The sequence below is a fragment of the Nesterenkonia sp. YGD6 genome (genome assembly GCF_022565895.1).
In the GTDB taxonomy this organism is placed as follows: domain Bacteria; phylum Actinomycetota; class Actinomycetes; order Actinomycetales; family Micrococcaceae; genus Nesterenkonia.
This window is the reverse complement of sequence record NZ_JAJOYY010000001.1, coordinates 628,659-652,185: the sequence shown is the minus strand read 5'-3', so window position 1 is coordinate 652,185 and position 23,527 is coordinate 628,659. Positions and strand designations below refer to the sequence as shown.

At 68.5% G+C, this 23,527-nt stretch carries 25 protein-coding genes; 15 read left to right on the top strand and 10 right to left on the bottom strand.

What is annotated here, in order from left to right; all coding sequences use genetic code 11:
* The first annotated feature begins 151 nt into the window (after window positions 1-151).
* The 8 genes from LTI14_RS02925 to LTI14_RS02890 all read left to right on the top strand — a co-directional run bounded on the left by LTI14_RS02925 (window position 152) and on the right by LTI14_RS02890 (window position 8,562).
* On the top strand, window positions 152-409 hold the full coding sequence (locus LTI14_RS02925; RefSeq protein ID WP_241475752.1) for a hypothetical protein: 258 nt from the start codon (window positions 152-154) through the stop codon (window positions 407-409).
* A complete protein-coding gene (locus LTI14_RS02920) occupies window positions 406-2,547 on the top strand; it encodes a cytochrome c oxidase assembly protein (RefSeq protein WP_241475751.1) in 2,142 nt (713 codons plus the stop codon). The genes LTI14_RS02925 and LTI14_RS02920 overlap by 4 nt, the downstream gene beginning before the upstream one ends.
* Window positions 2,544-3,455 (top strand): hypothetical protein, encoded by a 912-nt coding sequence (locus LTI14_RS02915; protein ID WP_241475750.1) that lies wholly within the window; start codon window positions 2,544-2,546, stop codon window positions 3,453-3,455. Before LTI14_RS02920 ends, LTI14_RS02915 begins: the two co-directional genes overlap by 4 nt.
* A gap of 27 nt (window positions 3,456-3,482) precedes the next feature.
* Window positions 3,483-5,498 (top strand): NHL domain-containing thioredoxin family protein, encoded by a 2,016-nt coding sequence (locus tag LTI14_RS02910; protein ID WP_241463728.1) that lies wholly within the window; start codon window positions 3,483-3,485, stop codon window positions 5,496-5,498.
* 94 nt (window positions 5,499-5,592) lie between these two features.
* Window positions 5,593-6,069 carry a flavodoxin domain-containing protein gene (locus LTI14_RS02905; RefSeq protein ID WP_241470231.1) on the top strand — a complete coding sequence of 159 codons (477 nt, stop codon included), beginning with the start codon at window positions 5,593-5,595 and terminating at the stop codon, window positions 6,067-6,069.
* 26 nt (window positions 6,070-6,095) lie between these two features.
* A complete protein-coding gene (locus tag LTI14_RS02900) occupies window positions 6,096-6,905 on the top strand; it encodes a methionine ABC transporter ATP-binding protein (RefSeq protein WP_241475749.1) in 810 nt (269 codons plus the stop codon).
* On the top strand, window positions 6,902-7,579 hold the full coding sequence (locus LTI14_RS02895) for a methionine ABC transporter permease (protein WP_241470229.1): 678 nt from the start codon (window positions 6,902-6,904) through the stop codon (window positions 7,577-7,579). The genes LTI14_RS02900 and LTI14_RS02895 overlap by 4 nt, the downstream gene beginning before the upstream one ends.
* Before the next feature lie 143 nt (window positions 7,580-7,722).
* Window positions 7,723-8,562, top strand: a complete 840-nt coding sequence (locus tag LTI14_RS02890) for a MetQ/NlpA family ABC transporter substrate-binding protein (protein WP_241475748.1) — start codon at window positions 7,723-7,725, stop codon at window positions 8,560-8,562.
* A 40-nt stretch (window positions 8,563-8,602) separates the two neighbouring features.
* Here the strand turns inward: LTI14_RS02890 and LTI14_RS02885 are convergent, their stop codons facing one another.
* The gene (locus tag LTI14_RS02885) at window positions 8,603-9,073 is read right to left on the bottom strand and encodes a pyrimidine dimer DNA glycosylase/endonuclease V (RefSeq protein ID WP_241475747.1); all 471 of its coding nucleotides are present in this window, start codon (window positions 9,071-9,073) and stop codon (window positions 8,603-8,605) included.
* Window positions 9,074-9,218: 145 nt separating this feature from the next.
* On the opposite strand from LTI14_RS02885, the gene LTI14_RS02880 reads away from it, so the two are divergent.
* From LTI14_RS02880 to LTI14_RS02865, 4 genes are all read left to right on the top strand, one after another.
* Complete coding sequence (locus LTI14_RS02880; RefSeq protein WP_241470226.1) at window positions 9,219-10,046, top strand: amino acid ABC transporter substrate-binding protein; 828 nt, start codon at window positions 9,219-9,221, stop codon at window positions 10,044-10,046.
* 46 nt (window positions 10,047-10,092) lie between these two features.
* Window positions 10,093-10,758 (top strand): amino acid ABC transporter permease, encoded by a 666-nt coding sequence (locus LTI14_RS02875; RefSeq protein WP_241464419.1) that lies wholly within the window; start codon window positions 10,093-10,095, stop codon window positions 10,756-10,758.
* The gene (locus tag LTI14_RS02870; RefSeq protein WP_274615790.1) at window positions 10,745-11,524 is read left to right on the top strand and encodes an amino acid ABC transporter ATP-binding protein; all 780 of its coding nucleotides are present in this window, start codon (window positions 10,745-10,747) and stop codon (window positions 11,522-11,524) included. Before LTI14_RS02875 ends, LTI14_RS02870 begins: the two co-directional genes overlap by 14 nt.
* Window positions 11,525-11,780: 256 nt before the next feature.
* The gene (locus LTI14_RS02865) at window positions 11,781-12,734 is read left to right on the top strand and encodes an L-lactate dehydrogenase (protein WP_241470225.1); all 954 of its coding nucleotides are present in this window, start codon (window positions 11,781-11,783) and stop codon (window positions 12,732-12,734) included.
* Between the two features lie 83 nt (window positions 12,735-12,817).
* On the opposite strand, the gene purL is transcribed toward LTI14_RS02865, so the two are convergent.
* Genes purL through purS form a run of 3 tightly spaced genes read right to left on the bottom strand, consistent with a single transcriptional unit; the run spans window position 12,818 to window position 16,226 of the window.
* On the bottom strand, window positions 12,818-15,193 hold the full coding sequence (purL, locus tag LTI14_RS02860) for a phosphoribosylformylglycinamidine synthase subunit PurL (RefSeq protein ID WP_241475746.1): 2,376 nt from the start codon (window positions 15,191-15,193) through the stop codon (window positions 12,818-12,820).
* Window positions 15,190-15,969 (bottom strand): phosphoribosylformylglycinamidine synthase subunit PurQ, encoded by a 780-nt coding sequence (purQ, locus tag LTI14_RS02855; protein WP_241470223.1) that lies wholly within the window; start codon window positions 15,967-15,969, stop codon window positions 15,190-15,192. The genes purL and purQ overlap by 4 nt, the downstream gene beginning before the upstream one ends.
* Window positions 15,966-16,226 carry a phosphoribosylformylglycinamidine synthase subunit PurS gene (gene purS / locus LTI14_RS02850; protein WP_241463739.1) on the bottom strand — a complete coding sequence of 87 codons (261 nt, stop codon included), beginning with the start codon at window positions 16,224-16,226 and terminating at the stop codon, window positions 15,966-15,968. Before purS ends, purQ begins: the two co-directional genes overlap by 4 nt.
* A gap of 188 nt (window positions 16,227-16,414) precedes the next feature.
* Here purS and LTI14_RS02845 point away from each other — a divergent pair, with 188 nt between their 5' ends.
* The 3 genes from LTI14_RS02845 to LTI14_RS02835 all read left to right on the top strand — a co-directional run bounded on the left by LTI14_RS02845 (window position 16,415) and on the right by LTI14_RS02835 (window position 18,535).
* Complete coding sequence (locus LTI14_RS02845) at window positions 16,415-16,912, top strand: YchJ family protein (RefSeq protein WP_274615786.1); 498 nt, start codon at window positions 16,415-16,417, stop codon at window positions 16,910-16,912.
* 74 nt (window positions 16,913-16,986) lie between these two features.
* Window positions 16,987-17,736 carry an SDR family oxidoreductase gene (locus LTI14_RS02840; protein ID WP_241475745.1) on the top strand — a complete coding sequence of 250 codons (750 nt, stop codon included), beginning with the start codon at window positions 16,987-16,989 and terminating at the stop codon, window positions 17,734-17,736.
* Window positions 17,737-17,878: 142 nt separating this feature from the next.
* The gene (locus LTI14_RS02835) at window positions 17,879-18,535 is read left to right on the top strand and encodes an NADPH-dependent F420 reductase (protein ID WP_241475744.1); all 657 of its coding nucleotides are present in this window, start codon (window positions 17,879-17,881) and stop codon (window positions 18,533-18,535) included.
* An 80-nt stretch (window positions 18,536-18,615) separates the two neighbouring features.
* Here LTI14_RS02835 and LTI14_RS02830 read toward each other — a convergent pair whose 3' ends face one another.
* The 6 genes from LTI14_RS02830 to LTI14_RS02805 form a co-directional block, all read right to left on the bottom strand.
* Window positions 18,616-19,479 carry a 3-methyladenine DNA glycosylase gene (locus tag LTI14_RS02830; RefSeq protein WP_241475743.1) on the bottom strand — a complete coding sequence of 288 codons (864 nt, stop codon included), beginning with the start codon at window positions 19,477-19,479 and terminating at the stop codon, window positions 18,616-18,618.
* 150 nt (window positions 19,480-19,629) lie between these two features.
* Window positions 19,630-19,809 (bottom strand): hypothetical protein, encoded by a 180-nt coding sequence (locus tag LTI14_RS02825; RefSeq protein ID WP_241475742.1) that lies wholly within the window; start codon window positions 19,807-19,809, stop codon window positions 19,630-19,632.
* A 17-nt stretch (window positions 19,810-19,826) separates the two neighbouring features.
* Window positions 19,827-21,110, bottom strand: coding sequence for an aspartate kinase (locus LTI14_RS02820; RefSeq protein ID WP_241475741.1), 1,284 nt, complete (start codon window positions 21,108-21,110; stop codon window positions 19,827-19,829).
* Window positions 21,111-21,166: 56 nt separating this feature from the next.
* Window positions 21,167-21,961: an amino acid ABC transporter ATP-binding protein gene (locus LTI14_RS02815; protein WP_241463747.1), complete on the bottom strand. Its 795-nt coding sequence runs from the start codon at window positions 21,959-21,961 to the stop codon at window positions 21,167-21,169.
* Window positions 21,945-22,637 carry an ectoine/hydroxyectoine ABC transporter permease subunit EhuD gene (gene ehuD / locus LTI14_RS02810; RefSeq protein WP_241470217.1) on the bottom strand — a complete coding sequence of 231 codons (693 nt, stop codon included), beginning with the start codon at window positions 22,635-22,637 and terminating at the stop codon, window positions 21,945-21,947. The genes LTI14_RS02815 and ehuD overlap by 17 nt, the downstream gene beginning before the upstream one ends.
* Window positions 22,638-22,645: 8 nt before the next feature.
* Entirely contained in the window at window positions 22,646-23,404 is a 759-nt protein-coding gene (locus LTI14_RS02805; RefSeq protein ID WP_241463749.1) for an amino acid ABC transporter permease, read from the bottom strand.
* Window positions 23,405-23,527 lie beyond the last annotated feature (123 nt).

The window sequence follows — 23,527 nt, the reverse complement described above, 5'->3', positions numbered from 1 at the left end:
CGGCCCAGCAGACGACGTCGGCCCCTCGCCCCGAGAAACGGGCGAGGGGCCGACGTCGTCTGCGCAGGCTCTTCCACACCGACTCTTCTACACGGCGTAGAATCGTTGGACGCCGAAGTCCCCGAAGACCCAAGGAAGGTGCAGCCCCGCCATGACAGCCTCACTCGCATTCACCGCGGCAGCACCTGCCGCCCCCGACCTGCCCGACTGGGCTCCGCTGGTCTTCGGCATCGGCAGCCTGCTCGTGCTGGTCCTGGTCATCGTGCTGGCCCGACGCAAGATGCAGGAGTCCGCGCGCTGGCGGCAGCGGTCCCAGGAGGACGTCGACGGCGATGACCCCCGGAAGAACCCCCGGCAGGACCCGCAGCGGGATCCCCGGCAGGACCCGCCCAGGAACGACGACGCGTGAGCAGCTCTGTGACCTTGCCTGCCCGGCAGGCGCCGGCCCGGCTCTGGACCGCACCGCTGCCGCTGACCGCCGCCGCGCTCTGCACCGGGCTGCTGGCGCTGATCATCACCGGCGTGCTCACCGGCACCAACGACCCCAGCGAGCTCTCGGACCCCGGTGCGCTGACCCGATGGGGACTGCCGGTCGCCCGGTTCGTCCACCACCTCGCCATGGCCACCGCGATCGCCGCGGTGATCCTTGCCGCCGTGGCGGTGCCGCCGCAGGCCGGTCCGCGGCGACGCAGGAAGCTGCCGACCGACGACCCAGCCGCCGAGCATCCGCTGTTCGCCCGGACCCTGCAGATCGCCAGCCTGGCCGGGGTGGTCTGGACCGTGGCAGCGGTGGCCGTGCTGGTGCTGACCTTCTCCTCGCTCTCCGGGCTCGAGCTCTCCGCCTCGGACTCCTTCGCCGCCGGATTCTTCGGCTACGTGCAGTCCATCGCCACCGGCCAGGCCTGGGCCGCAGTGGTGCTGATCGCCGCGGTATTCGCCACCCTGGTCACCGCCGTGCGCGCCCCGGCAGGACTGTTCTTCATCGCGGTGCTCGGACTCACCGCGATCCTCCCGATGGCGCTGGTCGGGCACTCCGCCTCCGGTGATGACCACTACGCGGCGGTCAACTCGCTGGGACTGCATCTGCTCGGCGTCGTCATCTGGGTCGGCGGGCTGGTGGTCCTGGCACTGCTGGGCCCCGCCCTGAGCCGGGAGGCCGCGGAGACGCGCGAGCGCTCGGCCGCGACGTCGACCAGCGCCGCGCCAGCCAGCGCGAAACCGGCACCTGGGATGACCGAGACGCTGCTGCGGCGCTACTCGACCCTGGCCGGGCTGGCGCTGCTCACGGTGGCGGCCTCCGGGATCATCAACGCGAGCCTGCGCATCGAGTCGCTGGGGCAGCTCACCTCCACCAGCTATGGGCTGATGCTCTCCGCCAAGCTGCTGGCCACCCTGGCCCTGGCGGTCATCGGGTGGATGCACCGGTCCTGGATCATCCCGCGGCTGGGCAGCGGTGCGCGTCCCGCGGGGCTGCTCTTCCAGCTGATCCTCGTGGAGGTCGCAATCATGGCCGCGGTGATCGGGGTCAGCACGATCCTGGGACGCACCGCCCCTCCGGTGCCCGAGGAGCTTCCCCCCGACGCCACCCCGGCCCGGCTGCTCACCGGCTACGACCTGCCCCCCGAGCCCACCGGCAGCCTCTGGCTGACCCTCTGGCGCCCGGACTGGCTGTGGGTCGCCATCGTCGTCTTCCTCGCCGCCTGGTACGTGCTGGCGATGGTGCGGATGCGCCGGCGCGGGGACTCCTGGTCGGTGCTGCGCACGGCCAGCTGGCTCTTCGGGCTGCTGGTGCTGCTCTGGGTCACCTCCGGCGGGCCGGCGGTCTACGGGATGGTGCTGTTCTCCGGACACATGATCCAGCACATGACGCTGACCATGGTCGCCCCGATCTTCCTGGTGATGGGCTCTCCGGTGACCCTGGCGCTGCGCGCGCTGCCGGTGCGCACCGACGGGACCCGCGGCCCGCGGGAGTGGATCCTCTGGATCGTGCACTCGCGCTTCTCGCGGATCATCACCAACCCGATCGTCGCGGCGGTGAACTTCGCCGGCTCGCTGCTGATCTTCTACTACACCCCGATCTTCGGACTGGTGCTGGAATACCATGTGGGCCACGAGCTGATGATCTTCCACTTCCTGGCCACCGGGTACATCTTCGCGCTGGTGCTGATCGGTCAGGACCCGCTGCCCGCCCGGCCGGCGCACCCGATGCGGCTGATCATCCTGCTGGCCACCATGGTCTTCCACGCCTTTCTGGCGGTGGCGATGACCAGCTCGGACCAGCTGATCCAGGCTTCCTGGTTCGGCAACATGGGTTACGACTGGGGGTTCACCGCACTGGAGGATCAGCGCAGCGGCGGTGAACTGATGTGGGCGCTGGGCGAGATCCCGGCGATCCTGATGTCCTTCGTGGCCGGGGTCATCTGGTCCCGGGAGGACAAGCGCGAGACCAGGCGACTGGACCGCGAGGCCGACCGCACCCAGAACGCGGAGCTCAACGACTACAACGACATGTTCGCCGAGATGGCCGAACGGGACGGACCACGATGAAGCCAGCGCCCCTTCCGGTGTTCGGAGCCGCCCTCGCCGCGGCGCTGCTGCTCAGCGCCTGCGGGTCAGCTCCCGACGAAGCCCCCGATGATGCCGATCACTCCGGGGTCGCCGGGGATGAGCCTGCCGCCGACGGTGAGGCCGACGGTGACGGCGACGGCGAGGCGCAGGGCGACGGCGAGGCGCAGGGTGACGGCGAGGCGCAGGGCGACGACGAGGCGCAGGGCGACGGCGCGAGTGCCGCAGGCCTGAGCGCCCCCGACCGGCTGATCACCGCCGCCCAGGAGGGCGCCGGACGCGCGGCGAGCTTCGGCTTCACCGAGATGGGGTTCGTCTCCGACGAGGTGGCCGGCTCCTACCGCGAGCTGCTCGAGGAGAACTCCCTGGCCGGGGAGGACCCCGAGGCGCAGGTGAGCCCCGAGGCCTGCGCGCAGCCGCTGGCCGCCGTCGACTTCTCACCGCTGCTGCTCGGCGAGGAGACCGTGCGCGCCGACTACTTCGCAGACAGCTTCTCCGGGGCCGGCTCCATCGAGCTGGCCACCTTGGACGGCGAGGCCGACCAGGAGCGTGTTGCCGAGCACCTGGAGAATGTCGCGGCGCTGCTGGACTCCTGCCGGGACACCGAGTTCACCCTGGACGGGATCGACTACGAGCTGCGCATCGAGGAGCCGACGCTGCAGGACCAGGACGGGGTCTCCTCCGAGCAGGCGGAGAACACCGCGGCCTATTCCTGGGAGCGCAGCGGCGGTGAAGGAACAACTTTCGCGCAGATCCTGTTCACGCAGGTGGACGATGACATCATCATGGTCTCCTTCACCGGCGGTGAGGCGGCAGGCTCGGCGGAGTTCACCTCCATCGCCGAGGCCATCGCCGCCGAAGCATCCGCCGCGCTGGAGACCGCAGAATAGCCAGGCACGACTCAAGGGAGACCCCGCATGACTGAGACTGAGACGATTCGCCGCACCGAGCGGGTGCGCGCATCCGAGCTTCTCGGACGAGGCTGGCTGAACACCGGGGGCAAGGACGTCTCACTGGAGGACCTGCGCGGGAAGATCGTCATCCTGGACTTCTGGACCTTCTGCTGCATCAACTGCCTGCATGTGCTCGACGAGCTGCGCCCGCTGGAGCAGCGCTTCAGCGACGTCCTGGTCACCGTCGGCGTGCACTCCCCGAAGTTCGAGCACGAGGCTGACCCCGACGCGCTCGCCGCCGCCGTCGAGCGCTACGAGATCGCCCACCCGGTCCTGGACGACCCGAACCTGGTGACCTGGCAGGCCTACTCGGCCCGCGCCTGGCCGACCCTGGTGGTCATCGACCCGCAGGGCTACATCGCCGCGAACCTCGCCGGCGAGGGCCACGTGGCCGGACTGACCTCGCTGGTCGAGGAGCTCGTCACCGAGCATGAGGCCAAGGGCACGCTGCACCGCGGCGACGGCCCCTATGTCCCACCCGAGCCGGTCTCGCGCACGCTGCGCTTCCCCGGCAAAGCCGTCCCGGTCGGCCGCGAGCTCGGCGGATCCGACGCCGCACAGGGTCACTTCCTGGTCTCTGACACCGGCCACCACCGGATCGTGGAGCTCGACGCGGACCTGGCTACCGTGGTCCGTTCCTGGGGCGGGGGAGAGGACCTTCAGAAGGGCCACCACGACGGCGACCCCGCCGCCGCCCGGTTCAACGAGCCCCAGGGCCTGACCGTGCTCCCGGCCGAGCTGGCGCAGCAGGTCGGCTACGACATCGTGGTCGCCGACACGGTCAACCACCGGCTCCGCGGCATCAACGCCGAGACCGGAGAGGTCACCACCGTGGCCGGCAACGGCGTACAGCGCCTCCTCGACGCCGAGCGCGCCCGGGCCGGCGCGGTGGAGTCCGGCAGCCTGGGCACCGATCCGCTGAACGTCTCGCTGTCCTCCCCCTGGGACGTGCTCTGGTCCAACACCCTGGACCTGGTGGTCATCGCCATGGCCGGCACCCACCAGATCTTCACCTTCGACCCCGCCACCGGGGAGCTGTCGATCTTCGCCGGCACCGGCCTCGAAGGTCTCCTCGACGGCTCCGCCGAGACCGCCTGGTTCGCGCAGACCTCGGGACTCACCGAGGACGCCGCAGGCGACATCTGGATCGCTGACTCCGAGACCTCCGCGCTGCGCGTGATCCGCACCGGTGCCGCCAGCGCCGAGGACGCCACGGCGGCCGGAGCAGGCGGCACGGAAGCGCCGTCCCCGGTGGTGGAGACGCTCATCGGCGAGGGCCTCTTCGACTTCGGGTTCCGCGACGGAGCACCCGGGCAGGCCAGGCTGCAGCACCCGCTGGGGGTGACCGCGCTTCCGGACGGCTCGGTGCTGATGGCTGACACCTATAACGGTGCGATCCGCCGCTACCGCGGTGAGCACCTCGCCGCCGACGGCACCACCGTGGCGGCCAGCGTCTCGACCGTGGCGCGCGGGCTGAAGGAACCCTCCGACGTGCTGCTCGACGCCGACGGCACGAGTCTGCTCGTGGTGGAGACCAACGCGCACGAGCTGGTCCGCATCGCGGTGCCCAAGGAATACCTCACCGTGGACGAGGGCGCCACACAGAGCCAGCGCCCGTCCACCGCGGTGGCACCGGGAGAGTTCTCCCTCGCCATCGGCTTCACGGCCCCCACGGGTCAGAAGCTCGATGACCGCTGGGGCGATCCGACCCAGCTGAAGGTCTCTTCATCCCCGGAGAACCTGCTGCTCACCGGCGCCGGGAACTCCGAGGGGCTGCGCCGGACGCTGCAGCTGAACCCAGAGGTCAGCGAGGGAGTCCTGCACATCACCGCCCGGGCCGCCGCCTGCGACGGCGCACCCGGAGAAGAGATCCCGATGCACGCCGCCTGCCACCTCTACCAGCAGGACTGGGGCATCCCGGTCACGCTTGAAGTCGGCGCGCAGAGCGAGCTGACCCTGGACCTGCGCGGAGTCCGGTGATCGCGCATCTCGGTGATCCCGGCGCTCCCGCAGCGCGACCTGCGTTGATAGGCTCAGCCAAGAACATAAGTTTCTGCGAGAGGGCGGATGAACTATGACCACGATGGTCGTTGTCGCGAGCAAGCACGGGTCCACCGCGGAGATCGGCGAGCACATCGCCTCCACGCTGAAGAACCGGGGCGTCTCTGCCCACGTCAAGGACGTCTCCGAGGCTGGCCGGTGGCTCTTCGAGACCGACAACGTGGTCCTGGGCATCCCCGTCTACCGGGAGAAGCTGTGGGGCCCGGCGATGATGTTCCTCGACGCTCACCGGACCGAGCTCGGCGGCAAGCCGCTGTTCCTCTTCGCCTCCGGCGGCGGACCCAGCCTCAAGCCCGAGCTGGCCGAGACGCTGCGCAGCTACCCGCACCGCGAGGCCACCTACTTCCGCGGCGCCATCGACGCCGAGAAGCTCAGCTTCTTCGAGAAGCTTCAGCTCAAGGTGGTCAAGGCACCCGAGAACGCGGACTTCCGCGACTGGCCCGGGATCGAGGACTGGGCCGGCTCACTCATCGCCTACGGTCTGAGCTGATCCAAGCCCTTGATCCTGCTTCACCGATGATCGAATTCGATCGGGTCACCAAGAGCTACACCCGACCCGTTCGCCGAGGCGAGACGATCCACGCGCTGCACGAGGTCAGCCTCAGCGTCGGAGAGTCCGAGATCTTCGGCGTGGTGGGCGAGTCAGGCTCGGGCAAGTCCACCCTGCTACGGATGGTCAACGCGCTGGAGATGCCCAGCTCGGGAGACGTCACCGTCAACGGGGTCAACCTCGCCGCGCTGCGCCCACGCGAGCGACGCGCCCAGCGCCGCCGGATCGGCATGGTCTTCCAGCAGTTCAACCTGCTCGCGAACAAGACCGTCGTGGCCAATGTGGCGCTGCCGCTGAACCTGCACCGGCGCCGCGGCGGCCTCGGAAGGCGCGGACCAGGATCAGCGAGATCCGGCTCCGAAGTCTCCCGATCCGAGGACCGGGCCCGCGAGATGCTCGACTTCGTGAACATGGGAGCCCACTCCCTGAAACATCCCGCCCAGCTCAGCGGCGGAGAGAAGCAGCGGGTGGCGATCGCGCGCGCGCTGGTCAACGAGCCCGACATCCTGCTCTGCGACGAGCCCACCTCCTCGCTGGACAGCCAGCACACCGACGAGGTCATGTCCACCCTGCTGCGCGTGCGCGCCGAGATGGGGACCTCCATCCTGCTGGTCAGCCATGAGCTCGAAGTCATCCGCGGCGCCTGCGACCGCGCCGCGATCCTGGAGTCCGGCCGGCTGACCGGCATCGCCGAGATCGCCCACCTGCAGGCACGCGAGAAGTTCGACAGCTATTCGGAGCGCGCCCGCCGATACCTCCAGGGGGAGCAGGAGTGAACGAGCTGGCGCGACGCCTGAGCGAATACCGGGGCGAGATCATCACCTCGATCGTGGAGACCGGCGCGATGCTGGGCTGGTCGCTGCTCGCCGCGGTGCTGGTCGGGCTGCCCATGGGCACCGGGATGTATCTGGCCCGCCGTGGCGGGCCCAAGGAGCGGGGCTGGGTCTACACCGGGCTCAACGGCTTCGTCAACGTGGTCCGCTCGGTGCCGTTCCTGCTCTTCGTGGTCGCGCTGATCCCGTTCACCCGCTGGGCGGTGGGCACCTCCTTCGGGACCACCGCCGCGGCGGTCCCGCTCTCCTTCGTCGCCGTCGCGCTCTACGCCCGCTGGGTGGAGCAGACCCTGGTGGACATCCCCCGCGACACCGTGGAGCTCGCCGACTCCCTCGGCGCCGACACGCTTCAGCTGGTCACCCGGTTCCTCTACCCGGAGGCACGCTCCGGGCTCGTGCTCTCGATGACCACGGTCACCATCTCGATGATCTCCTACTCCACGATCATGGGCGTCGTGGGCGGCGGCGGCGTCGGTGACTTCGCCATCCGCTACGGCTACCAGCGGTATGAGTACGACATCATGTACGTGACCATCGCGGTGATCGTGGTGCTGGTGATGCTGATCCAGACCTTCGGCACCAGACTCTCCATGGCGCTGGACCACCGGTCACGCTGACGCCGCACGCTTGATTCCGCCGCACCATTGATTCCGCCGCACCACTGACTCCGCCGCACCGGCGTGCCTGGCATAACCGGCGCGCCGACGTCGTTGAAACCATCGGGCCCGGCACGGGTCCGCCCACCCGAACGAGGAGCATCTTGACTGCCCAACTGCAGAACCGTCCCGTCCGCGCACTCAGCGGGGCCGCCGTCGTCCTTGCACTCTTCGCCACCGCGGCCTGCTCCTCGGAGCCGGGCGACGCGGAAGGTGATGACCTGCTGATCCAGGTCGCCTCGCACACCACGCCGATGACCGACGTGGTCGAAGCCGCCGCCGAGGTCGCCGAGGAGGATGGCTACACCATCGAGCTCGTCGAGGTCAGCGACAACGTCCAGTACAACCGGCTGCTCGCCGACGGCGAGGTCGACGCGAACTTCGCGCAGCACCAGCCGTATATGGAGGCCTACAACGCTGAGCACGACGCCGAGCTCGCCGTCGTCCAGCCGATCTACAACGCCCGCGTGGGCTTCTACTCCCGGGACTACGACTCCATGGAGGAGATCCCCGACGGCGCCCAGGTCGCGCTGCCCAACGATGAGTCCAACGAGGGCCGCGCGCTGGCGATCCTCGCCGACCAGGGGCTGATCACCCTGGCCGAGGGTGTCGGCTTCGAAGGCACGCTCGAGGACATCGAGGAGAACCCGAAGGACCTCGAGTGGGTCCAGGTGGACCTGTTGAACCTGACCTCGGCCTATGAGGAGGACGGCATCGCCGCGGTCTTCAACTACCCGACCTACATCGCCAGCCTCGGGCTGACCCCTCAGGACGCCATCGCGGTGGAGGAGAACATCGACGAGCGCTTCGCGATCTCGCTGGTGGCCCGCGAGGGCGACCTCGACTCCGAGAAGATCGAGGCCCTCGAGCGCGCCATGACCAGCGACGAGGTCCGCGAGTTCCTCATCGAGGAGCACGACGAGACGCTGATGCCGGCCTTCTGAGGCTGGTCCGCCGGGCGGGCCCCGGGCTCAGGCTCGGGGCTCAGCCCGGCTTCGCGCGCTCCCAGGGCTCGATCCCGCCCGGGACGACCCGCATCATCGGGTGCGCGGCGGGGACGGCCGTCTCCCCGGTCGAGGCACGCAGGGCACGCAGCGCCTGCAGGTTCTGCTGCGCCTTCAGCGGGGAACGGGTTCGCAGCTTCGCGCCCAGGTGATCCCATTCCAGCAGCAGCTGGCCCGTCGTCACCGGCATCAGCTCCTGCTCACCGGTGCTGCTGATCTTGGTCGCGTCGAAGCGGTAGCCGCGCGCGCTCGCCTCGCTCAGCACGCCCTGCAGATACGCGCCGATCGCGATCACCGGGTCAGCCTGCGCGCGAAAGCGCACCAGCTGCGGGTGACTCATGTACCCCTTCGTCCGGCCCTGCAGCACCGCCTGGGCGAGCAGCGTCTCCCGCCAGCAGGCGACGAGCCCCTGCCGGTCCAGATAGCCGGGGTCCAGGCTCCAGATACGCATCCCTCCAGGCTAATCGGGTTGCGCGACGTCTGGCGTAACAGAGCACGCTGACCCGGGCATCGCGGATGCTACCGTTCTGTGCCTGTCCATGACCGGACCATTGCGCGCCGGCACTCTCCGACGCTTCACCCTAGGGGCACCACCTATGACCACACGCCTGCTCTCCACCCTCGCCATCTCTGCCGCCGCGGCCCTGACGCTGGCCTCCTGCGGCGGAGGCGACGAGGCGCAGGAGGACGGTGCACCGGCCGAGGAGTCGGCCGCGGGACTCACCCTCGAAGAGGTGCAGGAGACCGGGGTGCTCACCGTGGGCACCGAGGGGACCTACCGTCCGTTCAGCTTCCATGAGGGCGGCGCCGGAGAGCTGACCGGCTACGACGTCGAGATCGTCACCGCCGTCGCCGAGGAGCTCGGCGTGGAGGCGGACTTCGAGGAGACCCAGTGGGACGCGATGTTCGCCGGCCTGGAGTCCGAGCGCTTCGACGTGATCGCCAACCAGGTCTCGATCACCGAGGAGCGTGAGGAGAGCTACCTGTTCTCCGCGCCCTACACCGTGTCCAACGGCGTGATCGTCACCCTGGCGGAGAACGAGGAGATCTCCAGCTTCGAGGATCTCGACGGCGCCACGACTGCGCAGTCGCTGACCTCCAACTGGAACGACCTGGCCACCGAATCCGGCGCGAACGTCGAGGCCGTGGAGGGCTGGGCACAGTCGGTGACCCTGCTCGAGCAGGGACGCGTCGACGCGACCATCAACGACAAGCTCACCTACCTGGACTACCAGGAGACCGAGGGCAACGAGAACATCAAGATCGCCGCCGAGACCGAGGATCAGTCGCAGGCGGCACTGACCTTCCGGCAGGGCAGCGAATCCCTGGTCGAGGCAGTGGACGAGGCGCTGGCAGCCTTGGCCGAGGACGGCACGCTCACCGAGATCTCCGAGAAGTACTTCGGCGCCGACGTCACCGAATGATCGGTGACGCGCTGCGCCCGTGGGCGGCTCGGAACTGATGGAACCGATGGACATCAACTGGGAACTGGCGATCGACTCGTTCTGGCCGCTGCTGCGCGGGGGCCTGACCGGGACCATCCCGCTGACCCTTGCCAGCTTCACCGTCGGGCTCGCGCTCGCCCTGGTGCTCGCACTGATGCGGATCAGTGGGAATCGGCTGCTGTCGGGGATCGCGAGGGCCTACATCTCGGTGATCCGCGGCACCCCGCTGCTGGTGCAGCTGTTCGTTATCTTCTTCGGCCTGCCCTCGATCGGGGTCACCATCGACCCCTGGCCCAGCGCGGTGATCGCGTTCTCGATGAACGTCGGCGGATACGCCGCCGAGGTCATCCGCGCGGCGATCCTCTCCGTGCCCAAGGGTCAGTGGGAGGCCGGGTACACGATCGGGATGTCCCGCAACCAGGCGCTGCGCCGGCTGATCCTGCCGCAGGCGGCCCGGGTCTCGGTGCCGCCGCTCTCGAACACCTTCATCTCCCTGGTCAAGGACACCTCACTGGCCTCGCTGATCCTGGTCACCGAGATGTTCCGGCAGGCCCAGCAGGTGGCCGCCTTCAGCCAGGAGTTCATGCTGCTCTACGTGGAGGCCGCAATGATCTACTGGGTCTTCTGCCTCGTGCTCTCCACCGTGCAGGACCGCCTGGAGCGCAGATTGGATCGCTATGTCGCCCACTGACCCCGCACAGAGGGACCCGCTGCTCCGCGTCTCCGGACTGAACAAGTCCTTCGGTGAGAATGAGGTGCTGCGCTCCATCGACCTGCAGGTGCAGCCCGGTCAGGTGCTCGCCCTCGTCGGGCCCTCCGGCTCCGGCAAGACCACCGTGCTGCGCTGCCTCAACGGCCTGGAACAGCCCGACGCCGGCACCGTGGAATTCTCCGGCGGCCCGGCGGTGACCTTCACCGCGAAGACCACCCGCCGAGAGAAGGAGTCGCTGCGGACCCGCTCGGCGATGGTCTTCCAGGGCTACAACCTCTTCCCGCACAGGACCGTGCTGCAGAACGTCACCGAGGGCCCGATCCAGGTCCAGAAGCGCCCCAAGGCCGAGGCCATCGCGGAGGCCGAGCGGCTGCTGGCCCGGGTCGGTCTCGCCGAGAAGCGCGATGACTATCCGCACCAGCTCTCCGGTGGACAGCAGCAGCGGGTGGGCATCGTCCGGGCACTGGCCCAGCAGCCCGCGCTGCTGCTCTTCGACGAGCCCACCTCTGCGCTGGATCCCGAACTTGTGGGCGACGTGCTCACCGTGATCAAGGAGCTCGCCGAGGAGGGCTGGACCATGGTCCTGGTGACCCACGAGCTCGCCTTCGCCCGCGAGGTGGCCGACACGGTCGTCTTCATGGACGGCGGAGTCGTCGTCGAGCAGGGCCCCGCCGAGGACGTGCTGCGCGCGCCGACGCAGGAGCGCACCCGGCAGTTCGTGCACCGGCTGCTCAACCCGTTCTGAGCCCCGCGGGAACGGAGCTGGGCCGCCCTGGCCTGCCCCGAGCCGCCCCTGACCGGTCATCAGGCCCGGGCGCTGACCGAGGTCGTCGCGCTGTGGGCCGAGGTGCTGCGGATGGCCAACGGCGCGCAGCGCTTCAACGTCTACGCCGACCCCGCAGGACACCCGTCCTGTCTCTGCCGGCACTGACGCTCAGCTGAATCCGCGGTCCCGGGAACAGCCTCTGTTCGAGCGTCCGCTGCTGTGACAGGCTGAGCCCATGAGCGTCATCGAGAACTCCACCCTGGCCATCGTCGGAGCGGGAAGCGTCGGCACATCCACCGCCTATGCGGCCATGATCCGCGGCTCCGCACGGCATGTGCGCCTCTATGACATCGACGCCGCCCGGGTCGAAGCAGAGGTCCTCGACCTTGCCCACGGCAGCCAGTTCACCGGCGCCACGGACATCGACGGCGGCGCGGACCTCAGGCACGTGGAGGGCGCCGACGTCGTCGTCATCACGGCCGGGGCCAAACAGCACCCCGGACAGACCCGACTCGACCTGGCCGGCACCAATGTGGACATCCTGCGCAGCATGCTCCCGAAGCTGCTTGAGCGCGCTCCGGATGCGGTGTATCTGCTGGTCACCAATCCCTGCGACGTGCTGACCGTGGCCGCCCAGCAGATCACCGGGCTGCCCAGCAGTCGGGTGTTCTCCTCCGGGACCGTGCTGGACACCGCGCGACTGCGCTGGAAGCTGGCCCAGCGCGCCGGTGTCGCGCAGTCCAGCGTGCACGCCCACATCGTGGGGGAGCACGGCGACACCGAGTTCCCGCTCTGGTCCGCGGCCAGCATCGGGGTGACCCCGCTGCTGGACTGGGAGCGTGACGGGCTGCGGGTCTTCGACACCGAGGAGCTCGAGACCCTCTCCGATGAGGTGCGCAACGCCGCCTACAAGGTGATCGCCGGCAAGGGCGCCACGAACTACGCGATCGGGCTCTCCGCGGCACGGATCGTGGAGGCGGTGCTCAACGATGAGAACGCGATCCTTCCGGTCAGCAGCGTCCTCGACGGATTCCTCGACATCAGCGGGGTGGCGCTGTCCATCCCGACCGTGGTCTCCGCCAGCGGTGTGCAGCCGGTGACGACCACCCCCTTCGCGGCGAACGAGGCCCAGGCGCTGCGTGACTCCGCGCAGGCGCTGGCCCAGGTGCAGGCCTCGCTGGGGATCTGACCCGAGACGAAGAGACCACCCTGGCATCCGCCAGGGTGGTCTCTTCGTCTCGGCCGGCGCTGGTCTGCTCCAGCGGCCGTGCTCTACTTCTCCTGGCGGACCGCTTCGGTGGCCTCGCCCAGGGTGGCGAAGCGCGAGGGGATGACCGCGCTCCATGCCTCGCGCAGCTCCTCCAGGCCCAGCGTGAAGCTGTCGCCCGCATAGGGTCCGGCGACCTCGAGGTCCCCGGAGCTCGCATCCACCACGCCGATGCGCAGCGCCGCGAAGCCCCGCGCCGTGGTCATATCGGTGAAGCGCAGCTCCTCCGACCGGGGCAGCGCGACCAGGGCGCGGGCCTGGGACTCGCTGAAGAGCGCGGTGAACGGGTCCACGCCGTCGCGCTCGCAGATCCCGTCCACGGCCACCCGGGCGCCCACGCCGAAGCGCAGGCCCATCTCGGCCAGTCCGGCGGCGAGCCCGCCCTCGGAGAGGTCGTGGGCGGCGTCGATCATGCCGTCGCGGGAAGCGTTGATCAGGATCTCGCCGAGCATCTTCTCCGCGCCAAGGTCCACCTTCGGCGGCAGCCCGCCCAGGTGGTCGCGTCCGCGGGCGAACTCGGAGCCGTCGAGCTCATCGTGGGTGGTCCCGAGCAGGTAGATCGCCTGGCCGTCGGCCCAGCGCTCGAAGCCCGAGGGGGTGCGCCGGCTGACGTCGTCGAACTTGCCCAGCACGCCCACCACCGGGGTGGGGTGGATGGCCCGGCCGGCGGTCTGGTTATACAGCGAGACGTTTCCCCCGGTGACCGGCACGCCGAGCTCCTGGCAGCCGTCGGCGAGGCCGCGCACGGCCTCGGCGAACTGCCACATGACCTCCGGGTCCTCCGGGGAGCCGAAGTTCAGGCAGTCCGAGACCGCCATCGGGATGGCCCCGGTGGTGGCCACGTTGCGGTAGGACTCGGCCAGCGCCAGCTGTGCCCCGGTGTAGGGGTCCAGATAGGTGTAGCGCGCGTTGGCGTCGGTGGAGAGGGCGACGCCGAGCCCGGTCTCCTCGTCCACCCGGATCACACCGGAGTCATCGGGCTGGGAGAGCGCGGTGTTGCCGCCGACGAAGCGGTCGTACTGATCGGTGATCCAGGAGACGTCCGCCATGTTCGGGCTGGTCATCAGGTCCACGACGGCGCCGCCGAGCTCCTGCGCGGTCTGCGGCAGGTTCTCGCCTGCGGCTGATGAGCGGAAGGTGTCGGCCTGCAGGGCGTCCTGCCAGTCCGGTCGGTGGTAGGGCCGCTCGTAGACCGGGCCGTCATGGGCGACGGTGCGCGGGTCGACGTCGACGATGGTCTCGCCGTCCCATTCGATGATCAGCCGGCCGGTGTCGGTGACCTCGCCCAGCCAGGAGTATTCGACCTCCCACTTGGCCATGACGCGCTCGAACTCGGCTGCGTTGGCCGGGGTGACCACTGCCATCATGCGTTCCTGGGACTCTGACATCAGGATCTCTCCCGGGGTCAGCGAGGGATCGCGCAGCAGCACGTCGGTGAGCTCCACGTGCATGCCGCCCTCGCCGTTGGAGGCGAGCTCGGAGGTGGCGCAGGAGATGCCGGCGGCACCGAGGTCCTGGATGCCCTCGACCAGTTCGGCGTGGAAGAGCTCGAGGCAGCACTCGATGAGCACCTTCTCGGCGAAGGGGTCACCGACCTGCACCGCGGGACGCTTGGAGGGCTTGGAGTCGTCGAAGGACTCCGAGGCCAGCACCGAGGCTCCGCCGATCCCGTCGCCGCCGGTGCGGGCACCGAAGAGGACCACCTTGTTGCCCACGCCCGAGGCGTTGGCCAGGCGGAGGTCCTCATGGCGCATCACGCCCACGGCCAGCGCGTTGACCAGCGGGTTGTCCTGGTAGACGGAGTCGAAGACGACTTCGCCGCCGATGTTGGGCAGGCCCAGGGAGTTGCCGTAGCCGCCGATGCCGGAGACCACGCCGGGCAGCACCCGCAAGGTGTCAGGGTGATCGATGTCGCCGAAGCGCAGCGGATCCATCACCGCCACCGGGCGGGCGCCCATGGAGATGATGTCGCGCACGATTCCGCCCACACCGGTGGCAGCGCCCTGGTAGGGCTCCACGAAGCTGGGGTGGTTGTGCGACTCGATCTTGAAGGTGACGGCCCAGCCGTCGCCGAGGTCGGTGACGCCGGCGTTCTCGCCGATGCCGACCATCAGGTCCTTCTTCATCTCCTCGGTGACCTTTTCGCCGAACTGGCGCAGGTGGACCTTGGAGGACTTGTACGAGCAGTGCTCGGACCACATCACCGAGTACATGGCCAGCTCGGCCGCCGTCGGCCGCCGCCCCAGGATCGAGACGATCCGGTCATACTCGTCGGACTTCAGGCCGAGCTCGGCCCAGGGCAGGTCGGTGTCGGGGGTGGTGGAGGCGTGCTCCACGGTGTCGATGTTGAACTCTTTGTCTGTCACAGTCGGCTCGCTCACTGGGCACCTCCGGCAAGAGATGCGATCACGGAGGTGAAGATGGTCAGTCCGTCGGTGCCGCTGCGCATCCCGGTGGCGTCATCGGGACCGTAGCCGGCTTCCACGGCGTGCTCGGGGTGCGGCATCAGGCCCACCACGTTGTGAGTCTCGTTGGTCACGCCGGCGATGCGGTTGCGTGAACCGTTGGGGTTCTCGCCCACGTAGCGGAAGACCACGCGGCCCTCGGCCTCGAGCGCCTCCAGGGTGGCCGGGTCGGCGAGGTACTGGCCGTCCTGGTTCTTCAGCGGGATCGCGATGAGCTCCTCGGGGGTGAACTGTGAGGTCCACGGGGTGGAGGTGTTCTCCACACGCAGCACCTGGTCACGGCAGAGGAACTTCAGGTGATCGTTCTTCACCATCGAACCCGGCAGCAGGTGGGATTCGGTGAGCATCTGGAATCCGTTGCAGATGCCCAGCACCGGGAGTCGGGAACCTGAGCTGGCGGTGGCTGCCTCGATGATCTTGTTCATCATCGGGGCGAAGCGGGCGATGGCGCCGGCGCGCAGGTAGTCCCCGTAGGAGAAGCCGCCGGGGAGCACGATGGCGTCCACATTCTGCAGCGACTCATCGGCGTGCCAGAGCGGGACGGCGGTGCCGCCGCCGAGGCGGACGGCGCGCGCGGCGTCGCGGTCATCGAGGGTGCCGGGGAAGGTGACGACGCCGATGCGCGCCCCGCTCAGCGGGTTCGCGGCGGGGGCCGCATGGAAGTCCCCGATCAGAGGAGTCTCCGTGCTCATGCAGCGCCCTCATCATCGACGCGCACGCTGATGACGTCTTCGATCACGGGGTTCGAGAGCATCTCTGCCGCGGCGGTTCGGGCGCTCTCCAAGACCTGCTCGGTGACAACACCCTCGAAGGTGAGCTCGAAGCGCTTGCCCTGGCGTACGCCGGAGAAGTCGGTGAATCCCAGGTGCGGCAGCGCGGAGGCGATGGCCTTGCCCTGGGGATCGAGAATCTCTGGCTTGGGCATGACCTCGACGATGATGCGCGGCATAGGGTCTCCTGTGCGATGGTGCGAGTGGATGAGCCCGCGGGACCGCTACGAGGTGCCGTCTCACGCACCGCGCGGGTCCAGATCAGCACGGCTGGGGACGACGGCGGCACGCTCCGCGAGCTTGCCGGATCAGTCTACCGGGTGCCCGCGCCAGGGATGACGGGTGAGCCTGATGAGATGCTGGAGCGATGACCGAGAACGCATCCGCCCAGCCCGGCGCCGAGCAGCCGGACACCGACCAGCCCGGCGCCGGCCCGTCGGACACCGAGCAGCGGCATGGCGACCCGCGCTGTCCCTGCGGATCCGGCGACGCCTACACCGCCTGCTGCGAGCGCTTCCACCTGGGCGCACCGGCTCCGACGGCGGAAGCATTGATGCGGTCCCGCTTCAGCGCGAACGCGCTGCTTCACCGCGATCCAGGACGCTTCGGCGGCTATCTGCACCGCACCTGGGCCGCCGAGACCCGGCCCGCGCTGAGCGACCTCACCGCGCCAGGCCCGGACTGGACCCGGTTGAGCATCCTGGGCACGACGGCGGGCGGCCCGTTCCACGACACCGGGACGGTGGAGTTCGTGGCCACCTACCTGGACCACGATCATCAGGGCGCCGGGGGGAGGCTGCACGAGCTGAGCCGGTTCCGCCGCGAGTCCGGCCAGTGGCTCTACGTCGACGGTGACGTGAGCTGAACCCCTGACGTGCATCCGCGGGAGCGTCTACAGTGGGCGAACGTCAAGAGATCCAGCGGGCAGAGGACCGTGGCATGGCAGGGACACGAGTGGCAGTGCTGGGAGCCTCAGGGCTGGCCGGATCGCTGGTGATGCGGCGTCTGCCGAGCCGTGGGGTGGAGACCGTGGGCGTCAGCCGGCATCTCGGTGTAGACATCGGCGATCTTGCAGCGCTGCGGCGCGCGCTGGTGGGGGCTGAGGTCGTCGTGGACTGTCTGAATCATCAGAGCTTCACGGCGCGGGCCGCGGCAGGGTTCTTCGAGCCCGCCGCGCGGAACGTGGTGGCCGCCCTGGAAGGGACGCGGGCCCGCGTCGTCTGCCTCTCGATCGTCAATGCGGGCGACCCTCGCGTCAACCGCTGGCTCGGGCACTACCGCGGCAAGGCAGCCCAGGAGAGGGTCTACCGCGGAAGCGGGCTTCCGCTGAGCATCGTGGGCACGACCCAGTGGTTCGAACTGGCCGAACAGCTCCTGAGACAGACGCGGCTGGCGGGCACGGCGTTCGTCCCCGGCCTGCTCTCGCGTCCGATCGCGGTCGCAGAGGCCGCGGAACAGCTGGTGGAGCAGGCCCTGACCCAGCAGCCTGCCGAGGTCACCGAGGTCTGCGGTCCAGAGCAGGTCGACATGGCGGAGCTGGCCAGGGCGATCAACGAGCAGGATCATGTGGCCCGCCGGGTGGTGCGGATCCCGCTGGGAGGGACCGCGCTGGGCAGCGGGGCGCTGATCCCGCCCTCACCCACGGTCATCACCACCACGACGGCCGAGCAGTGGCTCTCGCAGAGGTGAGCCGTCCTGCCGCCGGGGGCTCAGCGGTGGGGAGCCAGTCACCCGGCGGGTGGAACAAAACCGCAGCCGCTCACGTTATGCCAGGCGAAATCTTACAGTTTTTGAAGAATCGGTCCACCGCTGGCCGAGGGACGGGATCACCATGACGCAGACGCCACTGACCATCGGAGTGCTCGGTGCTGGCCGGGTCGGCACCGCCGTCGCCCGTCAGGCCGTGCGGGCCGGTCATGCCGTGAAGATCGCGACCGCCAAGCCCGCTGCAGACATCGCGCTGCTCACCGAGGTGATCGTCCCCGGCGCCGCCGCCGTGGACCGCGAGCAGCTGAGCGGCGCCGACATCATCGTGCTGGCCGTGCCGCTGCACAAGTACCGCAGCATCGACACCTCGGTGCTGCGAGACCAGGTGGTGATCGACACCATGAACTACTGGGCGCCGGTGGACGGCTTCATGGACGAGTTCGAGAACGGCACCAGCACCAGCGAGGTCGTCGCGGAGTTCCTCGGCGGTGCGCGGGTCGTCAAGACGCTGAACCACATCGGCTACGGCGATCTGGAGATCGATTCCTACCCGGCCGGGGACCCGCAGCGCCGGGCGCTCGCCGTCGCCGCCGATGACACCGCAGCCAAGGCCCTGGTCCAGGACTTCGTGGACTCCCTCGGCTACGACGCCGTGGACGCGGGACCGCTCGCGGCCGGCAGGGCCTTCGAGAACGGCACCGAGATCTTCAACGGCCGCCACGACGCCGCGCGGATGCAGGAGCTGCTCAGCGAATGCAGCCGGGTGCTCGCCAGCGCCTGAGGCAGGCTGCTCGGCGGTCTGATCAGTCGTTATTGCATCCGCCTGATCAGACCGGAACAGGTCAGACCGGAACCACAGGGTCAGCCAGGCGGCTCAATCTCCTCCAGCACCGCGAGCAGCTTCCCACGCAGCACCTGGGACTCCTCCGCGAAGCCCTTCTGCGCCCGGGCGTAGGCCGATCGCCCCGCGGGAGTCTCGATCGGCACCGGCTCGTAGCCCCAGTCGCTCAAGTCGTAGGGGGAGGCGCGCATATCCAGCCGGCGGATCCGTGAGGCCAGATCGAAGCACTCGAGGAGCAGGTCGCTGCTGACCGCGGGAATGAGCTTATAGGCCCATTTATAGAGGTCCATATTGGCGTGCAGGCAGCCCGGCTGCTCCATCCGGGTCTGCGATTCCCGGGTCGGCTCGAGCGCGTTGAGCGGCCGCGCCGAGGGCGTGTAGAAGCGGTAGGCGTCGAAATGGGTGCACCGGATGTTCGCGGCCTCCACCACCTCGTCGGTGCCGGCGGCGCCGAGCCGCAGCGGGACCTGGTCGTGGCGCTGGCCATGTTCCACCGACCTATACACCATGGCCCACTCGTGCAGCCCGAAGCATCCCAGCTGGGCCGGCGCGGCCGCCGTCGTGCTCAACAGGCGCCGCGCGAAACCGATCATGGAGGCCCGATCTGTGCGGAAGCCCTCGACGTCGAGGGTCACCCCGGCGGGAGTGCTGCGGTAGTGCTTCCATTCGGTCCGCTCAGTCTCCGGCGAGTCCTCGAGCGCGAATCCCGCACCCGGGTGCCAGCGGGAGAGCTTGCCGGGGGAGTGGGAGTAGTAGGTGAAGAGGAAGTCCTCCACCGGGTGCTTGGTGCCGGCATGACGGCGTGCCAGGAAGTCCTCGGTGAGGCGGTTGACCACGGCCTGGTGGGCGGCAGCTCGCTGGCGGTGCTCCTGTTCAGGAATCACGGTCAGACCGTGTGTTGCCCCGAGCGGAGCTGGTGTTTCGGTTACCATCGGGTATATCACTCGTACCAAGTGCGCAGGCGGCAGGGAACCCGTAAAGGGTACACCTGCCGCCTGTGTGCTGGTGGCGCCGATATCGGGGGCAGACGCCGCTCAGCCCAGCTCTCGGCGCATGATCCAGCGCGGCCGGTGTCCGCTGTGTGCGGTGGTGGGCCCGGCGACCTCGAACCCGTGGGCCTCGAAGAGCTCCGTGGTGCACCCCAGACCGCCGGGCTTCCTCACCCCGACGACCTCACCGAAGTCATCGAAGCGCCCGACGGCGGGGCGCACCACGGTGCCCATGGTCGGGTTCAGCGGCCGGTGCCGGCGTAGACCGTCGCCTCTTCGTCGGAGTCCAGGCCGAAGGCGGTGTGGATCGCCGCCACCGCACGGTCCAGCAGCTCGACGTCGGTGATCACCGAGACGCGGATCTCGGAGGTGGAGATCAGGCCGATGTTGATCCCGGCGTCGCGTAGGGCGGTGAAGAACCGGGCCGAGACGCCGGGGTGGTTGCGCATCCCGCCGCCGATCAGCGAGACCTTGCCGACCTGGGGCACGAAGTCCAGGGACTCGAAGCCGATGATGGCCTTGTGCGCGTTGAGCATCTCCTGGGCGCGCTCGCCGTCCTCACCGGGGAGGGTGAAGGAGATGTTGGTGGTCTTGGTCGCCAAGGAGACGTCCTGGACGATCATGTCGATGTTGATCGCACCCTCGGCGATGAGGTTGAAGATCTCCGCCGCCTTGCCCGGGACGTCCGGGACGCCGGTGATGGTGAGTTTTCCTTCGGATGCGTCGTGAGAGACGCCGGAGATGATCGGCTGTTCCAAGGGTTCGCCTTCCTGAATCTTGACGGTGTCTTTGGGGTCGGGGATGACCCAGGTGCCTTCGAGCTGGCTGAACGAGGACCGGACGTGGAGCTTCACGCCGAACCGGCGGGCGTACTCCACCGAGCGCAGATGCAGCACCTTGGTGCCGGCGGCCGCCATCTCCAGCATCTCGTCGCTGGAGATCTCATCGATCTTCCGGGCGGTCTTGACCACGCGCGGATCTGCGGTGAAGACCCCGTCGACGTCGGTGTAGATCTCGCAGGCGTCGGCCTTCAGCGCGGCCGCCAGGGCGACGGCGGTGGTGTCGGAGCCGCCGCGTCCCATCGTGGTGATGTCTCGGGACTCCCGGCTCATGCCCTGGAACCCTGCGACGATGCCGACGTGGCCGGCGTCGAGGGATTCCTGCACGCGCAGCGGGGAGACCTCGATGATGCGGGCCTTGCCGTGGATGGCGTCGGTGATCATGCCGGCCTGGGAGCCGGTGAAGGACTGGGCGGACTCGCCCAGCTCGTGGATCGCCATCGCCAGCAGCGCCATGGACATGCGCTCACCGGAGGAGAGCAGGATGTCCATCTCGCGGGACGGCGGTGACGAGGTGAGCTGGCCTGCGAGGTCGAGCAGGTCATCGGTGGTGTCACCCATCGCGGACACGACCACCACGACCTGGTGCCCGGCGCGCTTGGTCTCGACGATCCGCTTCGCCACTCGTTTGATGCTTTCGGCGTCTGCAACGGATGATCCGCCGTACTTCTGAACGATCAGGCTCATGACAGGTTGTCTCACTCCTGGGGATGTTTGGGAAGGTAGGTCAATTCTAAATCTGATCAGGCGTCGCCGAGCACAGCGCTGAGGAACTGCTGGGTGCGCTGGTGGCTGGGGTCCGAGAAGATCTTCTCCGGCGCCCCCTCTTCGATGACGCGGCCGCCGTCGAACATCATCACCTTATGGGAGACGTCGCGGGCGAAGCTCATCTCATGCGTCACGATCAGCATGGTCACATTGGTGGTGTCCGCGACGTTGCGCAGGATGTTGAGCACGTCCCCGACGACCTCGGGGTCCAGTGCGGAGGTGACCTCGTCGAGCAGCAGGATCTCCGGGTCCATGGCCAGCGCCCGGGCGATGGCGACGCGCTGCTGCTGTCCACCCGAGAGGCTCAGCGGGTGCTGATCGGCCTTGTCGGGCAGGCCGACCTGTTCCAGCAGCGAATGTGCCTTCGCGGTGGCCTCGGCCTTGGACTGGCCCAGCACGTAGATGGGCGCCTCGATGATGTTCTCCAGCACGGTCATGTTGGGGAACAGGTTGAACTGCTGGAACACCATCCCGATCCGGGTGCGCAGCTTCTTCTGCTCCTTGGAGGAGACGGCGACGCGCTTGCCGTCCTTCTCCCGGTGGGTCAGCGGCTCGCCGTCGACGAAGATGTACCCGCCGGTGAGCTCCTCGAGTGTCATCACCAGGCGCAGGATGGTGGTCTTTCCCGAACCGGAGGGACCGATCAGGGTCACCCGTTCTCCGCGCCGGACCGAGAAGTTCAGGTCTTTGAGCACGATGTTGTCCCCGAAGCTCTTCTGAACATCGACGAACTCGATGACCGGGACCTCGGGGTCAGTTGGCGTAGGCAAGTCGCTTCTCCAGACGGTTGATCAGCAGTGCAGTGGGGTAGCTGGCGGCGAGGAAGATCAGGCCGGCGATGGTGATCGCCTCGGTGTAGCGGAAGGTCTGGGCGCCGATGGTCTGCGCGACCCGGACCATCTCGGCCACCGAGATCACGAAGAGGAACGGAGTGTCCTTGAACATCGAGATCGCGTAGTTGCCCAGCGAGGGGATGGTGGAGCGCAGCGCCTGCGGGATGACCACGCGGCGCCATGTCCGCCCGGCGCTCATCGAGAGCGCCTTGGTGGCCTCCCACTGACCCTTCGGCACCGAATCGATGCCGGCCCGGTAGACCTCCGACATGTAGGTCGCGTAGTGGATGCCGAACACGATGAAGCCTATGGTCAGCGGATCCATCCAGGTGAAGCCGTAGTAGAGGACCAGCAGCTGGACCACCAGCGGGGTCATCCGGATGAAGTTGGCCGCCCAGCGCAGGACGAAGGCGAGCGGGCGGGGGAGCACGCGCAGCAGGATGGCGATGACCAGGCCCAGAAGCGCCGCGATCACCGTGCCCACCACGGTCACCAGGAGGGTGACCTCGATGAATGCGCGCAGGATCGCCGGAAAGATCTCGATGGCGAAGTCCCAGTTCCAGACGTTGCCGGTGGCCCCTGTGGCGGGGGCCGGGTCTGCGGTGAATGGCATGACGGGGATCATGAGGCACCTCCCGGCTGGATGCCGGAGGTGGGCACCTTGGGTGCGGGGGAGAGGATCTCCCGCATGCTGAGCCCCTGGCCGAGTCGATGCTTGGCGCGAATCTCAAGCAGCCGCATCCCCTGGGTGAGCGCCAGTGCGAAGGCGAAGTATCCGATGAGACCGACGAAGGCGTAGGAGAACCAGGCGCTGGTCACGCGGCGCAGCTGATCCAGCTCGAAGTTGAAGTCATTGAGGCCGACGATGTAGACGATGGCCGAACCTTTCAGCAGGTGCACCAGCAGGTTGGCCAGTGAAGGGATCATCAGCGCCCAGGCCTGCGGGAAGATGACCCGGCGGATCTTATGGGTCCAGGACATGGAGAGCGCCACGGTGGCCTCCCACTGCCCGCTCGCCACGGAGGTCATCGAGGCGCGGACCGCTTCGGCGCCGTAGGCGCCGTAGTTCACGCCGAGCGCGATCACACCGACGGTGAAGGGGCTCTCCAGGGTCAGCCCGAAGAGGGGCAGCACGTAGTACACCCAGAACAGCTGCACCAGCAGCGAGGTGCCGCGGAAGAACTCGATGATGATGCGGGCGGGGGTGCGCAGCCACCATTTGGGGCTGCCGCCCATCAGGCCGAGGATCACGGCGATGACGAAGGCAAGGGCTGCACCGAGAAGGGTGAGCTGCACGGTGAGCAGGAATCCATCCCAGAGTCGGGGCCCGAAGTTCTGCAGCGACTCGAAGTTCTGCTGCTGTTGTTCTAACCAGTCCACGGTAGGAGGTGGTTCCTCTCTGCTGGAGGTCGTGTCACCGAAATGGTGTCACCGAAGCGGTGGTGGGGCCCGGTGGGAGGGCGCACCCCCGGGGGGGTATGTTAAGATAAGAAAAGTATTAGA

Bases quoted from the DNA above. Each gene is read 5' to 3' on its own strand.
- ehuD (WP_241470217.1), bottom strand. From the start codon at position 22,637: ATGCCATTCACCGCAGACCCGGCCCCCGCCACAGGGGCCACCGGCAAC.
- LTI14_RS02870 (WP_274615790.1), top strand. From the start codon at position 10,745: ATGTCGCCCACTGACCCCGCACAGAGGGACCCGCTGCTCCGCGTCTCC.
- LTI14_RS02880 (WP_241470226.1), top strand. From the start codon at position 9,219: ATGACCACACGCCTGCTCTCCACCCTCGCCATCTCTGCCGCCGCGGCC.
- LTI14_RS02915 (WP_241475750.1), top strand. From the start codon at position 2,544: ATGAAGCCAGCGCCCCTTCCGGTGTTCGGAGCCGCCCTCGCCGCGGCG.
- LTI14_RS02840 (WP_241475745.1), top strand. From the start codon at position 16,987: ATGGCAGGGACACGAGTGGCAGTGCTGGGAGCCTCAGGGCTGGCCGGA.
- LTI14_RS02865 (WP_241470225.1), top strand. From the start codon at position 11,781: ATGAGCGTCATCGAGAACTCCACCCTGGCCATCGTCGGAGCGGGAAGC.
- LTI14_RS02910 (WP_241463728.1), top strand. From the start codon at position 3,483: ATGACTGAGACTGAGACGATTCGCCGCACCGAGCGGGTGCGCGCATCC.
- LTI14_RS02820 (WP_241475741.1), bottom strand. From the start codon at position 21,110: ATGAGCCTGATCGTTCAGAAGTACGGCGGATCATCCGTTGCAGACGCC.
- LTI14_RS02905 (WP_241470231.1), top strand. From the start codon at position 5,593: ATGACCACGATGGTCGTTGTCGCGAGCAAGCACGGGTCCACCGCGGAG.
- LTI14_RS02835 (WP_241475744.1), top strand. From the start codon at position 17,879: ATGACGCAGACGCCACTGACCATCGGAGTGCTCGGTGCTGGCCGGGTC.
- LTI14_RS02845 (WP_274615786.1), top strand. From the start codon at position 16,415: ATGACCGAGAACGCATCCGCCCAGCCCGGCGCCGAGCAGCCGGACACC.
- LTI14_RS02875 (WP_241464419.1), top strand. From the start codon at position 10,093: ATGGACATCAACTGGGAACTGGCGATCGACTCGTTCTGGCCGCTGCTG.
- LTI14_RS02885 (WP_241475747.1), bottom strand. From the start codon at position 9,073: ATGCGTATCTGGAGCCTGGACCCCGGCTATCTGGACCGGCAGGGGCTC.
- purQ (WP_241470223.1), bottom strand. From the start codon at position 15,969: ATGAGCACGGAGACTCCTCTGATCGGGGACTTCCATGCGGCCCCCGCC.
- LTI14_RS02925 (WP_241475752.1), top strand. From the start codon at position 152: ATGACAGCCTCACTCGCATTCACCGCGGCAGCACCTGCCGCCCCCGAC.
- LTI14_RS02900 (WP_241475749.1), top strand. From the start codon at position 6,096: ATGATCGAATTCGATCGGGTCACCAAGAGCTACACCCGACCCGTTCGC.
- purS (WP_241463739.1), bottom strand. From the start codon at position 16,226: ATGCCGCGCATCATCGTCGAGGTCATGCCCAAGCCAGAGATTCTCGAT.